This is a genomic window from Variovorax paradoxus, from assembly GCA_016806145.1.
Lineage (GTDB): Bacteria > Pseudomonadota > Gammaproteobacteria > Burkholderiales > Burkholderiaceae_C > Variovorax.
This window is the reverse complement of the sequence record CP063166.1, coordinates 1,857,321-1,873,788: the sequence shown is the minus strand read 5'-3', so window position 1 is coordinate 1,873,788 and position 16,468 is coordinate 1,857,321. Positions and strand designations below refer to the sequence as shown.

The following is a 16,468-nucleotide window of genomic DNA, read 5'->3' as shown; positions in this document are numbered from 1 at the left end:
CCGCCGCACCCGGTTGTCGACCGGGCCGCGGCCCAACGATCGAGAACCATGCAAAGCACCTACCAGCAACCCGACGCCACCGGCCATTTCGGCAACTACGGCGGCACCTTCGCGAGCGAGACGCTCACCCACGCGATCAACGAACTGCGCGACGCGTACGCGAAGTACAAGGAAGACCCGGCCTTCCTGGCCGAATTCCACTACGAGCTCAAGCACTTCGTCGGCCGGCCCTCGCCGATCTACCACGCCGCGCGCACCAGCCGCGAGATGGGCGGCGCGCAGATCTACCTCAAGCGCGAGGACCTCAACCACACCGGCGCCCACAAGATCAACAACGTGATCGGCCAGGCGATGCTCGCGCGCCGCATGGGCAAGCCGCGCGTGATCGCCGAGACCGGCGCCGGCCAGCACGGCGTGGCCACGGCCACCATCTGCGCGCGCTACGGCCTCGAATGCGTGGTCTACATGGGCAGCCAGGACGTGAAGCGCCAGAGCCCCAACGTCTACCGCATGAACCTGCTGGGCGCCACGGTGGTGCCGGTGGAATCGGGCAGCAAGACGCTGAAGGACGCGCTCAACGAGGCGATGCGCGACTGGGTCACCAACGTGGAGAACACCTTCTACATCATCGGTACCGTCGCCGGCCCGCACCCCTACCCGATGATGGTGCGCGACTTCCAGAGCGTGATCGGCACCGAGTGCATCGAGCAGATGCCCGCGATGCTGGCGGCCGACGGCATCACCGGCGAGGCCGAGGGCAGGCAGCCCGATGCGGTGGTCGCCTGCGTGGGCGGCGGCAGCAATGCGATCGGCATCTTCCATCCCTACATCCCGTTCGCGGGCACGCGGCTGATCGGCGTCGAGGCCGCGGGCGAGGGCCTGGACAGCGGCAAGCACGCCGCCTCGATCCTGCGTGGCAGCCCGGGCGTGCTGCACGGCAACCGCACCTACCTGCTGCAGAACGAGGACGGCCAGATCACCGAGACGCACAGCGTCAGCGCCGGCCTCGACTACCCCGGCGTGGGCCCCGAGCATGCGCACCTGGCCGACATCGGCCGCGCCGAGTACGTGGGCGTCACCGACACCGAAGCCCTCGAGGCCTTCCACTACCTGTGCCGCACGGAGGGCATCATTCCCGCGCTCGAATCCAGCCACGCCGTGGCCCACGCGCTGAAGCTCGCGAAGACCATGCGCCCCGACCAGTCGATCCTGGTCAACCTCTCGGGCCGTGGCGACAAGGACATCGGCACCGTCGCCGACCTCGCGGGCGTCGACTTCTACGACCGGCCGTCGATGCGCGGCCTGAGCGTGAAGGGAGGCAAGTGATGAGCCGCATCGCAGCCACCTTCGAAGCGCTGAAGAAGGACGGGCGCCGCGCGCTCATTCCTTACGTCACGGCCGGCTTCCCCTTCGCCGACATCACGCCCGAGCTCATGCACGGCATGGTCTCGGCCGGTGCCGACGTGATCGAGCTCGGCGTGCCCTTCTCCGACCCGATGGCCGACGGCCCGGTGATCCAGCAGGCCGGCGAAGCCGCGCTCGCACTGGGCATCGGCATGAAGCAGGTGCTGGCGATGGTCGCGGCCTTCCGCGCGAAGGACACGAACACGCCCGTGGTGCTGATGGGCTATGCCAACCCGGTCGAGCGCTACGACCTCGTGCACGGCAAGCACGCCTTCATCCGCGATGCGGCCGCGGCCGGCGTCGACGGCCTGCTGGTGGTCGACTACCCGCCCGAGGAGTGCGAGCAGTTCGCCGCCGATCTGCGCGAAGCCGGCATCGACCTGATCTTCCTGCTGGCGCCCACCAGCACCGACGAGCGCATGGCGCAGGTCGCGCGCATCGCGAGCGGCTACGTCTACTACGTGTCGCTCAAGGGCGTGACCGGCGCCGGCCACCTCGACACCGAGGCGGTCGGCCGCATGCTCCCGCGCATCCGCCAGCACGTGGGCATCCCGGTCGGCGTGGGCTTCGGCATCCGCGACGCAGGCACCGCGCAGGCGGTGGGCTCGGCGGCCGACGCGGTCGTGATCGGCACCAAGATCATCCAGCTGATCGACGGCCAGCCGCGCGAGAAGGTGGTGCCCGCGGTGCATGAATTCCTCGCGGGCATCCGCGAAGCGCTCGATGCCTTGCCGGCGGCTACCGCGAAGAATGCGGCTGGCCGATAATCGCCGCTGCCCTCGTCAGGCCCCTTTCGTCATGCGAAAAGCACGAAAGGGGCACTGACGGCCCCGAAGGCTCTCCCGCCTTCGCGCGAACCTAGGAATGCCCATGAGCTGGCTTGAAAAACTGCTACCCGCCAAGATCGCCCAGACCGACCCCGCCGAGCGCCGCCAGGTGCCCGAGGGCCTGTGGATCAAGTGCCCGGCCTGCGAGACGGTGCTCTACAAGACCGATCTCGAGCACAACCAGAACGTCTGCCCGAGCTGCAGCCACCACCACCGCATCGGCGCGCGTCCGCGCCTCGACGCGTTTCTCGATGCCGAGGGCCGCTACGAGATCGGCCAGGAAGTGCTGCCGGTCGACGCGCTCAAGTTCAAGGACAGCCGCAAGTACCCCGAGCGCCTCAAGGAAGCGCTGGAGAACACCGGCGAGACCGACGCGCTGGTCGTCATGGGCGGCTCGGTCCACAGCATCAGCGTGGTGGTCGCCTGCTTCGAGTTCGAATTCATGGGCGGCAGCATGGGCAGCGTGGTCGGCGAGCGCTTCGTGCGCGGCGTCGAGACCGCGATCGAGCAGAAGGTGCCGTTCATCTGCTTCACCGCCACCGGCGGCGCGCGCATGCAGGAAGGCCTGCTGTCGCTGATGCAGATGGCCAAGACCAACGCCGCGCTCACGCGCCTCGCGAAGAAGGGCCTGCCCTACATCAGCGTGCTGACCGACCCGACCATGGGTGGCGTGTCGGCGGGCTTCGCCTTCATGGGCGACGTGGTGATCGCCGAGCCCAAGGCGCTGATCGGCTTCGCCGGCCCGCGCGTGATCGAATCGACCGTGCGCGTGACCCTGCCCGAAGGCTTCCAGCGCGCCGAGTTCCTGCAGACCAAGGGCGCGATCGACTTCATCAGCGATCGCCGCGAACTGCGCAAGACCATTGCCAGCACGCTCGCGATGCTGCTGCGCCAGCCCGCGGATGCGGTGAGCTGAAGTCCCGGCTTCCCGAAAGACGAAGCGCCCGGAACCTCGCGGTTCCGGGCGCTTTTTTCATGGGGCCCGCGAACGGTCAGAGCCGGTAGGCCAGCACCAGCAGGTTGTTGAGCACGATCGCGATCACCTGCAGCACGACGATCGCGGCCAGCGGCGACAGGTCGACGCCGCCGAGCAGCGGAATGACGCGGCGGAACGGCCGCACCAGCGGCTCGGCCAGGCGCGAGATCAGGTCGAGCAGCATCGGCGAGGCGCCCGGCACCCACGAGAGCACCGCGTACACCACCAGCAGCGCGGTCAGGCCCGACACGGCGAGCTGCAGCAGGCCGATGAACGACACCAGCGGCAGCGCGCCGATGCGCCCGAGGTTGCCGATCAAGAGCCACAGCACGAGGAACTTGGCGATCACCAGCAGCCAGGCGGCCACGGCGCTCGCGAGGTCCCACTTCTTGACGGCCGGCAGCAGGCGCCGCAGCGGCAGCACGATCCAGTCGGTGATGGCGAAGATGAAGCGGCCCAGCGGATTGCCGAAGGGCACGCGGTGGTACTGCATGTAGAGCCGCAGCAGGCAGGCGCCGCCGAGCAGGCCGACGATCACGTCGAGGAGGAACGATGGGATCTGATAGAGCATGGCGCGCGAGGTGGAGCGGAGTGCGATGATAGCCACGCAAGGCTCTTCGATGACGACACAACCCCTTCTGAACTCCCTGCCTTTGTTCCCGCTCGGCACGGTCCTCTTCCCCGGCGGCCTGCTGCCGCTGCGCATCTTCGAGGTGCGCTACCTCGACATGATCGGCAAGTGCCGCAAGGGCGGCGTGCCCTTCGGCGTGGTGAACCTCACGAGCGGCACCGAGGTGCGCAAGGCCGGCGCGCAGGCCGAGCGCTTCGCCGAGGTCGGCACGCTGGCCGTGATCCGCGAATTCGAATCGCCGCAGAGCGGCCTGCTGCAGATCGAGTGCGTGGGCACGCAGCGCTTTCGCGTGCGCCACAGCGAACTGCAGAAGCACGGCCTGTGGATCGCCGACGTCGCGATCCTCGCCGACGACGTCGCGCTCGAGATCCCCGAGGACCTGCGGCACACCGCCACCGCGCTGCGCCGCCTGGTCGACACGCTCGAGGAACGCAAGCGCGCGCAGGACGCCACCGGCTCGCCGCCGGTGCGCCTGCCGATCGGCGCGCCCTACCGCTACGACGACTGCGGCTGGGTCGCCAACCGCTGGTGCGAGCTGGTGCCGATGCAGCTCGAGCTGCGGCAGCGGCTGATGGAGCTCGAGAGCCCGCTGATGCGGCTCGAGTTGGTCGGCGATCTGCTGGCGCGCACGGGCATCGCCTGAACGACGGGCGCAGGGCCACAGCGCCCGCCCCGCTTCGTTTCGCGCTTCGAATTTGATAGCTGATGGCGCAAGGCGGGCGACGGGTTCGCCGGAATTCGCGCGCCATCGCCTGGGCTAAAATCCCGCCTTTCGCGCCGAATTTCCCTGCGCGCGCCTCCCCCACCGCCTCCCCATGTCCGAACAACAGCCGCCCACCCCTGCTCCGGCCGCGACCACGCCCGCCGTCGACGACAACCAGCTCATCGCCGAACGCCGCGAGAAGCTCAAGCTGCTGCGCACCGCGCAGACCGAAGGCAAGGGCGTCGCGTTCCCCAACGACTTCAAGCCGGGCCACCGCGCCGCCGCGCTCGTCGAGGCGCATGGCGCCGTCGAAGCCGAAGCGCTCGAGGCGCAGAACGTCGCCGTGAGCGTGGGCGGCCGCATGATGCTCAAGCGCGTGATGGGCAAGGCCAGCTTCGCGACCCTGCAGGACGCCACCGGCCGCATCCAGCTCTACGTCACGCGCGACGCGGTCGGCGAAGAGGTCTATGCCGAATTCAAGCGCTGGGACCTCGGCGACATCCTCGGCGCCGAAGGCACGCTGATGAAGACCAAGACCGGCGAGCTGTCGATCAAGGTCACGACGCTGCGCCTGCTCACCAAGAGCCTGCGCCCGCTGCCCGACAAGTTCCACGGCATGGCCGACCAGGAACAGAAGTACCGCCAGCGCTACGTCGACCTGATCACCGACGAGTCGGCGCGCGTGCGCTTCACCGCGCGCAGCAAGGCCGTGAGCGCGCTGCGCGAATTCATGGTGGCCAACGACTTCCTCGAGGTCGAGACGCCGATGCTGCACCCCATTCCGGGCGGCGCCAACGCCAAGCCCTTCAAGACGCACCACAACGCGCTCGACCAGGAGATGTTCCTGCGCATCGCGCCCGAGCTCTACCTCAAGCGCCTGATCGTCGGCGGCTTCGAGCGCGTGTTCGAGATCAACCGGAGCTACCGCAACGAGGGCATCTCGGTGCGGCACAACCCCGAGTTCACGATGATGGAGTTCTACGCGGCCTACTGGAACTACCGCGACCTGATGGATTTCACCGAGACGCTGATCCGCACCATCGCCGACAAGGCCGTGGGCACGCAGCAACTCACCTACCAGGGCAAGCCCGTCGACCTGACGCAACCCTTCGAGCGCCTGACGATCCGCGAGGCGATCCTCAAGCACACCGATGCGGGCGACGGCGTCGACGACAGCGCCTGGCTCGTCAACGCCCTGCGCAAACTCGGCCTGAGCGAGGAGAAGGACAAGCTCTCGCAGCGCAGCCTGGCCAGCCTGCAGGTGATGTACTTCGAGGAGACGGTCGAAGAGAAGCTCTGGCAGCCGACCTTCATCATGGAGCACCCGACCGAGATCTCGCCGCTGGCGCGTGCCAACGACGAGCGCCCCGAGGTCACCGAGCGCTTCGAGCTCTACATCACGGGCCGCGAGTTCGGCAACGGCTTCAGCGAGCTCAACGACGCCGAGGACCAGGCCGCGCGCTTCAACGCGCAGGTGGCGGCCAAGGACGGCGGCGACGACGAGGCCATGTACTACGACCACGATTTCGTGCGCGCGCTCGAGTACGGCATGCCGCCCACCGGCGGCTGCGGCATCGGCATCGACCGCCTGATGATGCTGCTGACCGACTCGCCGAGCATCCGCGACGTGATCCTGTTCCCCGCGCTGCGCAGGGAATCTTGAGCACCGCGACCGCGAACGCCACCGCGATCGGCATCGACTTCGGAACCTCGAATTCGGCCGTCGCCTGCCGCATCGCGGGCGCCACCCGGCTGCTGCCGATCGAAGGCGCGGCCACCACCCTGCCCACCGCGATCTTCTACAACGCCGAAGACCGCAGCACGCACTTCGGCCGCGACGCGATCGCGCTCTACCTGGCCGGTGTCGAAGGCCGGCTGATGCGCTCGCTCAAGAGCCTGCTGGGCAGCCCGCTGATGCAGGAGAAGACCGCGATCTTCGACGGCCTCGTTAGCTTCGAGGACATCATCGCGCGCTTCCTGCGCGAGATGGCCGAGCGTGCCGCGCGCGAGATGGGCCGCCTGCCCGAGCGCGTGGTGATCGGCCGGCCGGTGCACTTCGTCGACGACGACAGCAAGCGCGACGAGCGTGCCGAGCAGAGCCTGCGCGCCGCCGCGCGCGCCGCGGGCTTCCGCGACATCGCCTTCCAGCTCGAGCCGATCGCGGCCGCCTTCGACTACGAGCAGCGCGTGCGCAAGGAATCGCTGGTGCTGATCGTCGACATCGGCGGCGGCACCTCCGACTTCACCGTGGTGCGCCTGGGCCCCGAGCGCGCCGCGCGCGAGGAGCGTGGCGACGACGTGCTGGCCACCACCGGCGTGCACATCGGCGGCACCGACTACGACCAGCGGCTCAACCTCGACCGCGTGATGCCGCTGCTGGGCTTCGGCCACCACGGGCCGCAGGGCCGCGAGGTGCCGAGCAAGGTGTTCTTCGACCTCTCGTCGTGGCACCTGATCAACTGGCTGTACCTCGCCAAGGCCACCCGGCAGGCGCGCGAGCTGCGCACCAGCTATGCCGACACCCGGCTGCACGACCGGCTCATGGCGGTGCTCGACGAGCGCCATGGCCACCGCGTGCTCGGCGCGGTGGAGCAGGCCAAGATCGACGCCTCGGTCAGCGACGCACCCGCCGTCATCGACCTCGACTGCGCCGAGCCCGGCCTCACGGCCAGCCTGTCGCCCGCCGACATGGCGCAGCAGCTCGCGGCGCAGTTCGAGGCGGTGATCGCCTGCGCCCATGCCTGCGTCAAGCGCGCCGGCCTGCGCAGCAACGAGCTCGACGCGATCTATCTCACCGGCGGCTCGTCGGCGCTGCGGCCCTTCCAGCAGGCGCTGCGCAAGAGCTTCGCGGGCGTGCCGCTGGTCGAGGGCGACCTGTTCGGCGGCGTGGCCTCGGGGCTGGCCTTCGCGGCGCGCTGAGCGCGGGGCCCTCCACGTCATCGGTCGCGCCATCGATCGCGCCATCGCGCATGAAGTACCTCTCGGCCTATCCGACGACGCTGCAGGCGCAGGTGCGCCGGCTGCTCGACGAGGAGCGCCTGGGCGCCTGGCTGCGCGAACGCTATCCCGAGGGCGCGCATGCCGTGCAGACCGACCAGGCGCTCTACCTCTACACGACCGGCCTCAAGAACGAGTTCATGCGCAAGGCCGGGCCGCTGTCGAAGGTGGTCTTCGACAGCAAACTGCACGTGATCCGCCATGCGCTGGGCACCCACACCACCGTGTCGCGCGTGCAGGGCAGCAAGCTCAAGACCAAGCAGGAGATCCGCGTCGCGAACCTGTTCAAGGCCGTGCCTGCCCCGTGGCTGCGCATGATCGTCGTGCACGAGCTCGCGCACATGAAGGAGCGCGATCACGACAAGGCCTTCTATGCGCTGTGCACGCACATGGAGCCGGACTACCACCAGCTGGAGTTCGACCTGCGGCTGTACCTGACGCACATCGACGCGGGCGGTGCGCGCCTGTGGGAAACCGCCGCGACCTGACCGGCGGCGCCTCGCTCAGCGAAAGAAGGCCGACAGCTCGGCGGCCAGCGCTTCGACCTCCTGCTGCGACATGTCGGCGATCGCCTCCGGCGCGCGCGCGTTCTCGGTGCCGCGGATGCGCTCGACGTGCTCGCCGCGCGAGGCCGAGTCGTGGTGCAGGTGGAACATCGGCACGTTCATCGAGTGCCAGCGCACACCGAGCCGCGAGGCGCGGCGCAGCAGTTCGTCGTCCTCGCCGCCCCAGCCCTCGAGACGCGCGTTGTAGCCGCCCACGCGGATGTACTCGTCGCGCTTGAACAGCACGATGCCGCCATTGGCATTGGGGTAGAGCACGATCGCGTCCTCGGGCAGCTGCTGCGGATCGATCGCGGCCAGGCGGCCATAGTCGGGGTCGGCCATGAAGCCCTGCTTGAGCGCGCCGGCGACGTTGATCACCGACCAGTAGGGGCACAGCGCATCGCTGTCCTGCCCTTCCATCAGCGCGTCGACGCAGGCCCGCAGCGACTGCGGCTGGGCGATCGAGTCGGCATCGTGGAAGCAGATCACCGGGCTGCGCGCGAGCCGCACGCCGGTGTTGTAGAGCATCGACTTGGGGAACGGGCCGTCGTGCGGAACGAAGACATGCCGGATGTTCGGATCGCCGAGCCGGCGCCAGTCGAAGCTCGGCGTGGCCGCGGCCTCGAGCAGCCACAGCCGGTAGTCGGTGTAGGTGTGCCGCAGGTGCGCGAGCACGGTGTAGAGGTTCTCGCGCCGCTCCTCGCTGGCCTCGCGGTACGACACGACGAGGTCGAGGTCGCGCAGGGAGATCTTGTTCGCTTCGGCCATGGCGCTGCTTCTGCTCGCTGCTGTTCCGGGGCGTACGACTGTACAGGAGCCCCCCTTGCGAGGCGGGCGCCGCGCTGTCAGGTACTGCACGGTTGCGCGGGCTTTGATCGCCCGCGGCCCACGGCCCGCGGCTAGCGGCTCTTCTGCGAGGCGGCGTCCATGGCCGCCATGTACACCGAGCGGTAGGGCTCGGACAGGCTCACGAAATGGACCAGCAGCGTGTCCTCGTCGGCCAGCGGCGGCGGCGTGTTGAGGCTCAGGTTGTCGAGCACGCTGTGCTCGCCGAGCAGGCCCTCCTCCTTCAGCACCTCGTTGGTGTAGTGCTGGTCGCCGAGGCTGCTGTAGACCTGGGACTTGTCGGCCACCTCGCCGATGCGCGCCCAGATGCGCTGCAGCAGCGCGAGGTTGGCCGGCGTGTTGCGAAAACCCATGACGCCCGAATTGAACTGCCAGGCGCCGACGTCCTTGGCCAGCAGCAGCTCGCGGCCCTGCAGCAGCGGCTCGAACGGGCGTGCCTGATTACGGAAGATCACGTCGGCATCGATCCAGATCACCCAGTCGTGCTGTTGCAGGTGCTGTTGCAGCAGCCAGGTGCGCACCCACGAGCCGTTGATGCCGGGCCCGATCGCCTCGGGCAGCGCGCGGTACACGTGGTACGCATGACCGTGGCGCTCGCAGTAGCGGCGCACGTTGTGCTCCGACACGCGCGCGTAGGTGGCGATGTGGTGGGTGTAGAGGGTGACGAAGGCGATGCGCGCCTGCGGGTTGATGCTGGTGCACGCCTCGTCGGACAGCGCCGGATAGGCGGGCGGCTGCAGCACCGGCCGGCCCTGCATCAGGGCGCCGTTGACCTCGCGCACCAGCAGCGCCTGCAGGTTCAGGTCGTGCAGGATCTCGTCGCGCCAGCCGCCAACGGGCAATGGCACCGGCAGCGCGGCGAGGTTCACCACGAAGACCCGCGCCTCGTGCCACTGCGAGACGCGCCACGAGACGTTGACGTAGGCCTCGGCCAGCACGCTGTTGCAGGGCAGCAGGCCCGCCGGCGCCAGGCGCGCGGTCTCGTCGAGCCGCGGCGATTCGAGCGCCACCACGTGGCCCGCGTCGACGATCAGCTGGTGCAGCAGCGCGCGGTTGGCCGGCGTGTTGCGCAACACCAGCATGTTGGTCATGGCCGGACCGGCGCGGTCGCCGGTCGATGGCCCCTCGAGCACGACGAGATCGCGCCCCTGCATCAGCGCCTCGACCGCGACCGGATGGAACACCACCGAGTCGCCGTCGAGGAACAGCAGCCAGTCACCCTCGGCCAGCGTGCGCAGGTGGCGCAGGATCTGGCTGTACCGGGCGCTCGCGCGCAGCGCCGGATGGGCGATGCGCTCGGTGTCGGCCCACTGGTGCGGATAGCCGAACAGGCGGCAGTAGTGCGCGTGGTTGCGCAGCACCGCCTCGTCCGCGTGCTGGAACAGGCTGAGGCACAGGGGCATGGGTCACTCCGGGCGACGGACCGCCGTGGGCGCCGAGGACGTGGCGCTAGCTGTCGAGCAGGCGGCGCGCATCGAGATACCCGCGCGAGCTCGTGAGCGCTTGCCAATCGATGGCCTCGCCCTGCGGCAGCAGGCCGCGGCGCCGTGCCTCGCTGGCGCGCGCCTCGGCACCGGGCTGCCAGCGGCCGGCGCGTTCGGCGGCCTCGAAGCCGTCGAGGAATTCGTCGAGTGGCCGGCCCTCGCCGATGCTCTGGTTGCACAGCAGTGCGAGATCGCAGCCGGCGCCGAGCGCAGCCAGCGCCGCGTCGGCGAAGCTCAGCAGTTCGCCGTCGATGTAGCGGCCGGCCTCCATGCTGAGGTCGTCGCTGAAGATGGCGCCGTCGAAGCCGAAGCGGCCGCGCAGGATCTCGCGCAGCCAGCGCGGCGAGAAGCCCGCGGGCCGGCTGTCGACCTTCGGATAGATCACGTGCGCCGGCATGACCGCCGCCAGCGCGCCGCCGAGCCAGTCGTAGGGCCGCGCGTCGTCGGCCAGGATGGCCTTGAGGCTGCGCCTGTCGACCGGGATCTCGACATGCGAATCGGCATTGACCCAGCCGTGTCCCGGAAAGTGCTTGCCGCAGTTGCGCATGCCCGCGAGCAGCATGCCGTGCATCAGGCTCTTGGCCAGCAGCGCGACCACGCGCGGATCGCGGTGGAAGCTGCGCGTGCCGATCACGGTGCTGCGGCCATGGTCGAGGTCGAGCACCGGAGCGAAGCTGAAGTCGACGCCGCAGGCGCGCAGCTCGCCGGCCAGCACCTGGCCCGCCGCGGTGGCGACCTGGGTGGCCTGCATCGCGTCGCGCATCCAGAGCTCGCCCAGCGACTGCATCGTCGGCAGGTGGGTGAAGCCGTCGCTGCGAAAGCGCTGCACCCGCCCGCCCTCGTGGTCGACGCAGATCAGCAGGTCGGGCCGGATCGCCTTGATCTCGGCATTGAGCGCGGTCATCTGCGCACGGCTTTCCCAGTTGCGCGCGAAATGGATCACGCCGCCCACGCGCGGATGCACGAGGCGGCGGCGGTCGTCGTCGGTCAGCGCCGTGCCGGCCACATCGACGACCAGCGGCGACAGAAGCAGTTCCTCGGTCTTCGCACTCATGGCGCGGGCCCATCCTTGCGTTCGACCACCACGAAGCTCGCGGCGTATTCGGTTTCGTCGGTGACGGTGACGTGGGCCGTGAGGTTCTGCGCCTCGAACCAGGTCTTGAGCTCGCCGTGCAGCACGATCACCGGCTTGCCGCTGCGCAGGTTGGCGATCTCGCACAGCCGCCAGCTCATCGGCATGCGCATGCCCATGCCGATGGCCTTGCTGAAGGCCTCCTTGGCCGAGAAGCGGGTGGCGAGGTAGCTGAGACCGCGCTTGGGCCAGCGCTCGCTGCGCGCCTTCCAGACCGCGAATTCGGCGTCGCTGAGCACCCGGCGCGCGAAGCGCTCGCCCTGGCGCTCGAAGGTCGCGGCGATGCGGCGGACGTCGCAGATGTCGGTGCCGATGCCGTAGATCATGCGGCGGCGTGGGCCTCGGCGATGCAGCGCAGGTAGTCGCGCGTGGCGGCCTCGTAGCCGAGCTCGAGCGCGTCGGCCACGAAGGCATGGCCGATCGAGACCTCCTGCACGCCGGGCACCGCCTTCAGGAAGGGCGTGAGGTTGTCGCGGCTCAGGTCGTGGCCGGCGTTCAGGCCCAGGCCGGCGGCGAGCGCGGCGCGCGCCGTGGCCGCGTAGCGCTCGAGCACGGCCTGCTCGTCGGGCGTGCCGCGCGAGGCCGCGAAGGATTCGGTGTAGAGCTCGACGCGGTCGGCGCCGACGGCCTTGGCCGCGGCCATCATCTCGGGGATCGGGTCCATGAACAGGCTGACGCGCACGCCCAGCGCACGGGCTTCCGCGATCAGCGGGCGCAGGCGCTCGGCGTCGTCGGGGAAGGTCCAGCCATGGTCGCTGGTCGACTGGGTTTCGCTGTCGGGCACGAAGGTGGCCTGGTGGGGACGCAGCTCGCGCACGAAGTCCATCAGGTTCTGGAACGGATTGCCCTCGATGTTGAACTCGATGCCCGGCCAGTCTTTCGCCAGCAGCGCCGACAGGTCGTGCACGTCGTGCGCGCGGATGTGGCGCGCGTCGGGGCGCGGATGCACGGTGATGCCCTGGGCGCCGGCCTGCAGGCACAGGGTGGCGGCCCGCGTCACGCTCGGGATGCCGAGGTGGCGCGTGTTGCGCACCAACGCGACCTTGTTGAGATTGACCGACAGCGCGGTGGTGCCGGCCGAGGCAGAGGAAGTGCTCATAGTGCTTGGATATCTCTCATCAACTGCCGCGTGCGCAGCGTGGACACGCCGCAATGGTAGTTGAGCAGCACGCGCAGCTGGTTGCGCAGCGCGCTGTTGCTGCCGTTGCTCAGGGTCGCGACCAGCCGCAGCGTGGCCGTGAACGGCGCGCGGTCGTCGAGCGCGGCCTGCAGCCGCTGCCAGTCGGTGCCGGCCAGCGCGGCCTCGTCGTCGGCCGCGGCGCGCAGGCCGGCCTCGGCAACCAGGGCGTAGCGGGTGCCGGCCTCGAGCGCCTCGAGCGTGAGGGTCTGCACGTCGAGCTGCGGCAGCAGGCCGACCTCGCGCAGCAGCAGCAACTCGAAGGCGCGCAGCGCGGCGGCCTGGGTGGCGGCCTGGGCACCGCCGTGGTCGCCGGCCAGCACCTGCACCACGCCGCCGTAGGCATCGAACAGGGCCTCGTGCGCGTCGTCGCGCGCCAAGAGGCGCAGCAGCAGCTCGTTGAGGTAGTAGCCCGACAGCAGCGCGTCGCCGGTGGGCATGACGTGGCCGCCCATCCACTCGGCGCCCTTCAGGGTGCGGATCTCGGCGTCGCCGCCGTAGTTGATCTCCAGCGGCTGCAGCGGCAGCAGCACCGGGCGGAAGTTGGAGCTCGGCCGCTTCGCCCCCTTGGCCACGAGCGCGATGCGCCCGTGGTGGCGGGTGAAGACCTCGAGGATCAGGCTCGACTCGCTCCAGTCGTAGCGATGGAGCACATAGGCCGGTTCGTGCGAAACGCGGTGGGCGGCGGCCACTTCATTCGTAGCCGAACGAGCGCACGCGGGCCTCGTCGTCGGCCCAGCCCGAACGCACCTTGACCCAGAGTTCGAGGAACACCTTGGCGTCGGCCAGCTTCTCGAGCTCGACGCGGGTTTCCATGCCGATGCGCTTGATGCGCTCGCCCTTGTCGCCGATCACCATCGCCTTGTGGCTGTCGCGCTCCACCACGATGGTGGCGGCGATGCGCAGCAGGCGCTTGTGGCCCTTCTTCTGCGGCGCTTCCTCCTCGAACTTGTCGATGACGACGGTCGAGGTGTAGGGCAGCTCGTCGCCGGTGAGGCGGAACAGCTTCTCGCGCACCAGCTCGCTGGCGAGGAACTTCTCGCTGCGGTCGGTGAGTTCGTCCTCGTCGTAGAACCAGGGCTGCTCGGGCAGGTACTTCTCGCAGATGCCGAACAGGCGCTCGACGTCCTTCGCGTTCTTGGCCGACATCGGCACGAACTCGGCGAACTCGTGCTTGGCCTGCATCTGCTGCAGCCAGGGCGCGATGTCGCCGCGGCGCCCGACGTTGTCGAGCTTGTTGGCCAGCAGGATCGTCGGGATGCCCTTGCCGAGCAGCTTGAGCACGCGCTCGTCGGCCGGCGTGAAGCTGCCGGCCTCGACCACGAACAGGATCAGGTCGACGTCGCCGACCGCGCCCTGCACGGTCTTGTTGAGCGACTTGTTCAGCGCGTTGCCATGCAGGGTCTGGAAACCCGGCGTGTCGACGAACACGAACTGCGTGGCGCCGAGCGTGCGCATGCCGGTGATGCGGTGGCGCGTGGTCTGCGCCTTGCGCGAGGTGATGCTGATCTTCTGGCCGACCAGCGCGTTGAGCAGCGTGGACTTGCCCACGTTGGGCTTGCCGACGATGGCCACCAGACCGCAGTGCTGCGGGCCCGTGGCTTCCGATGGTTTGGATTCGCCCGCCGGGTCCTGGGGTTGTGCTGCTGATTTGATAGCGTCGTTCATTTCGTGTGTCACGCGCCGCCGCGTGCCTTGAGGCGGATCAACATGGCGGCGGCTGCCGCCTGCTCGCCGGCGCGGCGCGAACCGCCGATGCCGCGTTCGCGAAGGCCCAGCTCGGGCACTTCGCACTCGACGTCGAAGGTCTGCTTGTGCGCTGCCCCCAGTGTCCCCGCGACGCGGTAGACGGGCAGCTTCATTTTGTGACCCTGCAGCCATTCCTGCAATTCGGTCTTCGGGTCCTTGCCCACCGCTTCCATGCGCGGATTGATCTCGACCGCTTCGTAGAGCCGGTGCACCAGCGCCTGCGCGGCCGTGAAGCCGGCATCGAGATAGACCGCGCCGATCAGCGCCTCGAGCGCGTCGGCCAGGATCGACGGCCGGTTCGGGCCGCCCGAGCGGGCTTCGCCCTCGCCCAGCCGCAGCAGCGGCGAGAGCGCGAGGCCCACGGCCAGCCGGTGCAGCGTGTCCTGCTTCACGAGGTTGGCGCGCACGCGCGACAGGTCGCCTTCGGGCAGGGCCGCGAGGCGGGTGTAGAGCAGGTGCGAGACCGCCAGGTTCAGCACCGAGTCGCCGAGAAACTCGAGGCGCTCGTTGTGGTCGGCGGAGAAACTGCGGTGCGTGAGCGCGAGCTGCAGCAGCCGCGGGTCGGCGAACGTGTACTTCAGGCGCGACTGGAGCGCCGTGAGGCCGCCATCCACCTTGCTTCCCTGGGCGTTCAGTTGGTCTCGCCCTTGTACTTGAGCACGAGGTAGGCGGGGCCGAACAACGGAATCTCGCGCTCGTACGAGAAGGCCACCACGACCTTGTCGTTGACCTTCTTGATGTCGAGGTCCTTGCCCGTGACCGACGTGAAGTCGTCGATGGCCTGGGCGCGGTCGAAGATGGCGCGGATCTCGGGCACGGTGCTGCCCTCCTTGGCCTTGTTGGCGGCCTTGTAGATCGCCTGGTACTCGATCAGCGTCGGGATGACCTGGGCGACGACGACGCCCACGCAGGCCAGCACGACGGCCACGAACACCAGCCCGATGAACGAGATGCCGCGCTGGCGCGCCGCACTGTGCCGGATCGACCGAACAGCTCTCATACCCTCATACCCCTCGAACGATTTGCTGACTTATTGGAATGGACCGATGCGTCCCAGGTCGCCGAAGTTCATCCAGACGAAGAAGGCCCTGCCCACGATGTTCTTGTCCGGCACGAAGCCCCAGAAACGGGAGTCGGCCGAATTATCGCGGTTGTCGCCCATCATGAAGTAGTTGCCGGCCGGCACCTTGCAGGTGACGCCTTCGACCGAGTAGCGGCAGTTCTCGCGGAACGGAAAGTCGCTGGCGCCGGGCACGAAGGCCGGGCCGGCGTCGTCGTTGAGGATCTTGTGCTGCCTGCCCGCGAGGTTCTCGTCGAACTGCTTGAGCAGGCGCATCGACTCGCCGTCGAGGTAGTCGGGCGCGGCCTCCTTCGAAACCGGCTGGCCGTTGATGGTCAGCTTCTTGTTCAGGTAGGCCACCTCGTCGCCGGGAATGCCGACCACGCGCTTGATGTAGTCCTGGCTCGGCTTGGGCGGGTAGCGGAACACCACCACGTCGCCGCGCGCCAGCGGCGTGCCGTCGGTGATCTTGGTGTTGATCACCGGCAGCCGCAGGCCGTAGGTGAACTTGTTGACCAGGATCAGGTCGCCGGTGAGCAGCGTGGGCATCATCGAACCCGAGGGAATCTTGAACGGCTCGTAGAGGAAGGAGCGCAGCAGGAACACGACCAGGATCACGGGGAACAGCCCGGCGGTCCAGTCGAGCCACCAGGGCTGCATCAGCAGCCGCTCGCTGGCCTTGGCGTCGGCGGTGTCGACCTGCTTGATGCCCTGGCCGGCCAGCCGCGCATTGCGCTCGGCCAGCGAGCTCTCGAGCGCGGCGGCCGCGCGCTCGCGTCGCGGCAGGAAGTAGAAGCGCTCGGCCAGCCAGTAGAGGCCGGTGACCACCGTGGCCAGGAACAACAGCAAGGCGAAGTTGCCCTCGATCGCTCCGAAGTACCAGGCGCCGATGTAGCCGGCGAATGCCGCGAGGATGAGGGAGGTGATGAATGCCATG

Annotated in this window: 18 protein-coding genes; 7 read left to right on the top strand and 11 right to left on the bottom strand. The window is 69.0% G+C overall.

The genetic code is table 11. From position 1 onward, the window contains the following. Positions 1-48 precede the first annotated feature (48 nt). The 3 genes from trpB to INQ48_08545 all read left to right on the top strand — a co-directional run bounded on the left by trpB (position 49) and on the right by INQ48_08545 (position 3,147). Complete coding sequence (trpB, locus tag INQ48_08555; protein QRF59262.1) at positions 49-1,326, top strand: tryptophan synthase subunit beta; 1,278 nt, start codon at positions 49-51, stop codon at positions 1,324-1,326. Further along, on the top strand, positions 1,326-2,171 hold the full coding sequence (locus tag INQ48_08550; GenBank protein ID QRF59261.1) for a tryptophan synthase subunit alpha: 846 nt from the start codon (positions 1,326-1,328) through the stop codon (positions 2,169-2,171). The genes trpB and INQ48_08550 overlap by 1 nt, the downstream gene beginning before the upstream one ends. 103 nt (positions 2,172-2,274) lie before the next feature. Then, positions 2,275-3,147, top strand: a complete 873-nt coding sequence (locus INQ48_08545) for an acetyl-CoA carboxylase carboxyltransferase subunit beta (GenBank protein ID QRF59260.1) — start codon at positions 2,275-2,277, stop codon at positions 3,145-3,147. A 76-nt stretch (positions 3,148-3,223) separates the two neighbouring features. Here the strand turns inward: INQ48_08545 and INQ48_08540 are convergent, their stop codons facing one another. Continuing rightward, a complete protein-coding gene (locus tag INQ48_08540) occupies positions 3,224-3,778 on the bottom strand; it encodes a YggT family protein (GenBank protein ID QRF59259.1) in 555 nt (184 codons plus the stop codon). Between the two features lie 25 nt (positions 3,779-3,803). Here INQ48_08540 and INQ48_08535 point away from each other — a divergent pair, with 25 nt between their 5' ends. The 4 genes from INQ48_08535 (at position 3,804) to INQ48_08520 (ending at position 8,026) form a co-directional block, all read left to right on the top strand. Continuing rightward, a complete protein-coding gene (locus INQ48_08535; protein QRF59258.1) occupies positions 3,804-4,481 on the top strand; it encodes an LON peptidase substrate-binding domain-containing protein in 678 nt (225 codons plus the stop codon). A 172-nt stretch (positions 4,482-4,653) separates the two neighbouring features. After that, on the top strand, positions 4,654-6,204 hold the full coding sequence (gene lysS / locus INQ48_08530; protein ID QRF59257.1) for a lysine--tRNA ligase: 1,551 nt from the start codon (positions 4,654-4,656) through the stop codon (positions 6,202-6,204). Continuing rightward, positions 6,201-7,460, top strand: a complete 1,260-nt coding sequence (locus INQ48_08525; protein QRF59256.1) for an Hsp70 family protein — start codon at positions 6,201-6,203, stop codon at positions 7,458-7,460. Before lysS ends, INQ48_08525 begins: the two co-directional genes overlap by 4 nt. 50 nt (positions 7,461-7,510) lie before the next feature. After that, positions 7,511-8,026, top strand: a complete 516-nt coding sequence (locus tag INQ48_08520; protein QRF59255.1) for a M48 family metallopeptidase — start codon at positions 7,511-7,513, stop codon at positions 8,024-8,026. A 15-nt stretch (positions 8,027-8,041) separates the two neighbouring features. Here INQ48_08520 and INQ48_08515 read toward each other — a convergent pair whose 3' ends face one another. From INQ48_08515 to lepB, 10 genes are all read right to left on the bottom strand, one after another. Beyond that, positions 8,042-8,851, bottom strand: a complete 810-nt coding sequence (locus tag INQ48_08515; GenBank protein QRF59254.1) for a hypothetical protein — start codon at positions 8,849-8,851, stop codon at positions 8,042-8,044. 131 nt (positions 8,852-8,982) lie between these two features. Then, positions 8,983-10,332: a galactosyl transferase GMA12/MNN10 family protein gene (locus INQ48_08510; protein ID QRF59253.1), complete on the bottom strand. Its 1,350-nt coding sequence runs from the start codon at positions 10,330-10,332 to the stop codon at positions 8,983-8,985. 46 nt (positions 10,333-10,378) lie between these two features. Continuing rightward, positions 10,379-11,467, bottom strand: a complete 1,089-nt coding sequence (gene nagZ / locus INQ48_08505; protein QRF59252.1) for a beta-N-acetylhexosaminidase — start codon at positions 11,465-11,467, stop codon at positions 10,379-10,381. Further along, positions 11,464-11,871: a holo-ACP synthase gene (locus INQ48_08500; protein ID QRF59251.1), complete on the bottom strand. Its 408-nt coding sequence runs from the start codon at positions 11,869-11,871 to the stop codon at positions 11,464-11,466. Before INQ48_08500 ends, nagZ begins: the two co-directional genes overlap by 4 nt. Then, complete coding sequence (locus INQ48_08495; GenBank protein QRF59250.1) at positions 11,868-12,644, bottom strand: pyridoxine 5'-phosphate synthase; 777 nt, start codon at positions 12,642-12,644, stop codon at positions 11,868-11,870. The genes INQ48_08500 and INQ48_08495 overlap by 4 nt, the downstream gene beginning before the upstream one ends. Then, complete coding sequence (gene recO, locus INQ48_08490) at positions 12,641-13,414, bottom strand: DNA repair protein RecO (GenBank protein QRF59249.1); 774 nt, start codon at positions 13,412-13,414, stop codon at positions 12,641-12,643. Before recO ends, INQ48_08495 begins: the two co-directional genes overlap by 4 nt. A gap of 1 nt (position 13,415) precedes the next feature. Then, complete coding sequence (era, locus tag INQ48_08485; GenBank protein ID QRF59248.1) at positions 13,416-14,390, bottom strand: GTPase Era; 975 nt, start codon at positions 14,388-14,390, stop codon at positions 13,416-13,418. 8 nt (positions 14,391-14,398) lie between these two features. Beyond that, positions 14,399-15,085, bottom strand: a complete 687-nt coding sequence (rnc, locus tag INQ48_08480) for a ribonuclease III (protein QRF59247.1) — start codon at positions 15,083-15,085, stop codon at positions 14,399-14,401. 17 nt (positions 15,086-15,102) lie between these two features. Next, on the bottom strand, positions 15,103-15,471 hold the full coding sequence (locus tag INQ48_08475; GenBank protein ID QRF59246.1) for a DUF4845 domain-containing protein: 369 nt from the start codon (positions 15,469-15,471) through the stop codon (positions 15,103-15,105). A 30-nt stretch (positions 15,472-15,501) separates the two neighbouring features. Then, the gene (gene lepB / locus INQ48_08470; protein QRF59245.1) at positions 15,502-16,467 is read right to left on the bottom strand and encodes a signal peptidase I; all 966 of its coding nucleotides are present in this window, start codon (positions 16,465-16,467) and stop codon (positions 15,502-15,504) included. Position 16,468 lies beyond the last annotated feature (1 nt).

Excerpts from the sequence above, each read along its gene's own strand:
- trpB (QRF59262.1), top strand. The coding sequence starts at position 49 with ATGCAAAGCACCTACCAGCAACCCGACGCCACCGGCCATTTCGGCAAC.
- INQ48_08550 (QRF59261.1), top strand. The coding sequence starts at position 1,326 with ATGAGCCGCATCGCAGCCACCTTCGAAGCGCTGAAGAAGGACGGGCGC.
- INQ48_08545 (QRF59260.1), top strand. The coding sequence starts at position 2,275 with ATGAGCTGGCTTGAAAAACTGCTACCCGCCAAGATCGCCCAGACCGAC.
- INQ48_08540 (QRF59259.1), bottom strand. The coding sequence starts at position 3,778 with ATGCTCTATCAGATCCCATCGTTCCTCCTCGACGTGATCGTCGGCCTG.
- INQ48_08535 (QRF59258.1), top strand. The coding sequence starts at position 3,804 with ATGATAGCCACGCAAGGCTCTTCGATGACGACACAACCCCTTCTGAAC.
- lysS (QRF59257.1), top strand. The coding sequence starts at position 4,654 with ATGTCCGAACAACAGCCGCCCACCCCTGCTCCGGCCGCGACCACGCCC.
- INQ48_08520 (QRF59255.1), top strand. The coding sequence starts at position 7,511 with ATGAAGTACCTCTCGGCCTATCCGACGACGCTGCAGGCGCAGGTGCGC.
- INQ48_08515 (QRF59254.1), bottom strand. The coding sequence starts at position 8,851 with ATGGCCGAAGCGAACAAGATCTCCCTGCGCGACCTCGACCTCGTCGTG.
- INQ48_08510 (QRF59253.1), bottom strand. The coding sequence starts at position 10,332 with ATGCCCCTGTGCCTCAGCCTGTTCCAGCACGCGGACGAGGCGGTGCTG.
- nagZ (QRF59252.1), bottom strand. The coding sequence starts at position 11,467 with ATGAGTGCGAAGACCGAGGAACTGCTTCTGTCGCCGCTGGTCGTCGAT.
- INQ48_08500 (QRF59251.1), bottom strand. The coding sequence starts at position 11,871 with ATGATCTACGGCATCGGCACCGACATCTGCGACGTCCGCCGCATCGCC.
- INQ48_08495 (QRF59250.1), bottom strand. The coding sequence starts at position 12,644 with ATGAGCACTTCCTCTGCCTCGGCCGGCACCACCGCGCTGTCGGTCAAT.
- era (QRF59248.1), bottom strand. The coding sequence starts at position 14,390 with ATGAACGACGCTATCAAATCAGCAGCACAACCCCAGGACCCGGCGGGC.
- INQ48_08475 (QRF59246.1), bottom strand. The coding sequence starts at position 15,471 with ATGAGAGCTGTTCGGTCGATCCGGCACAGTGCGGCGCGCCAGCGCGGC.
- lepB (QRF59245.1), bottom strand. The coding sequence starts at position 16,467 with ATGGCATTCATCACCTCCCTCATCCTCGCGGCATTCGCCGGCTACATC.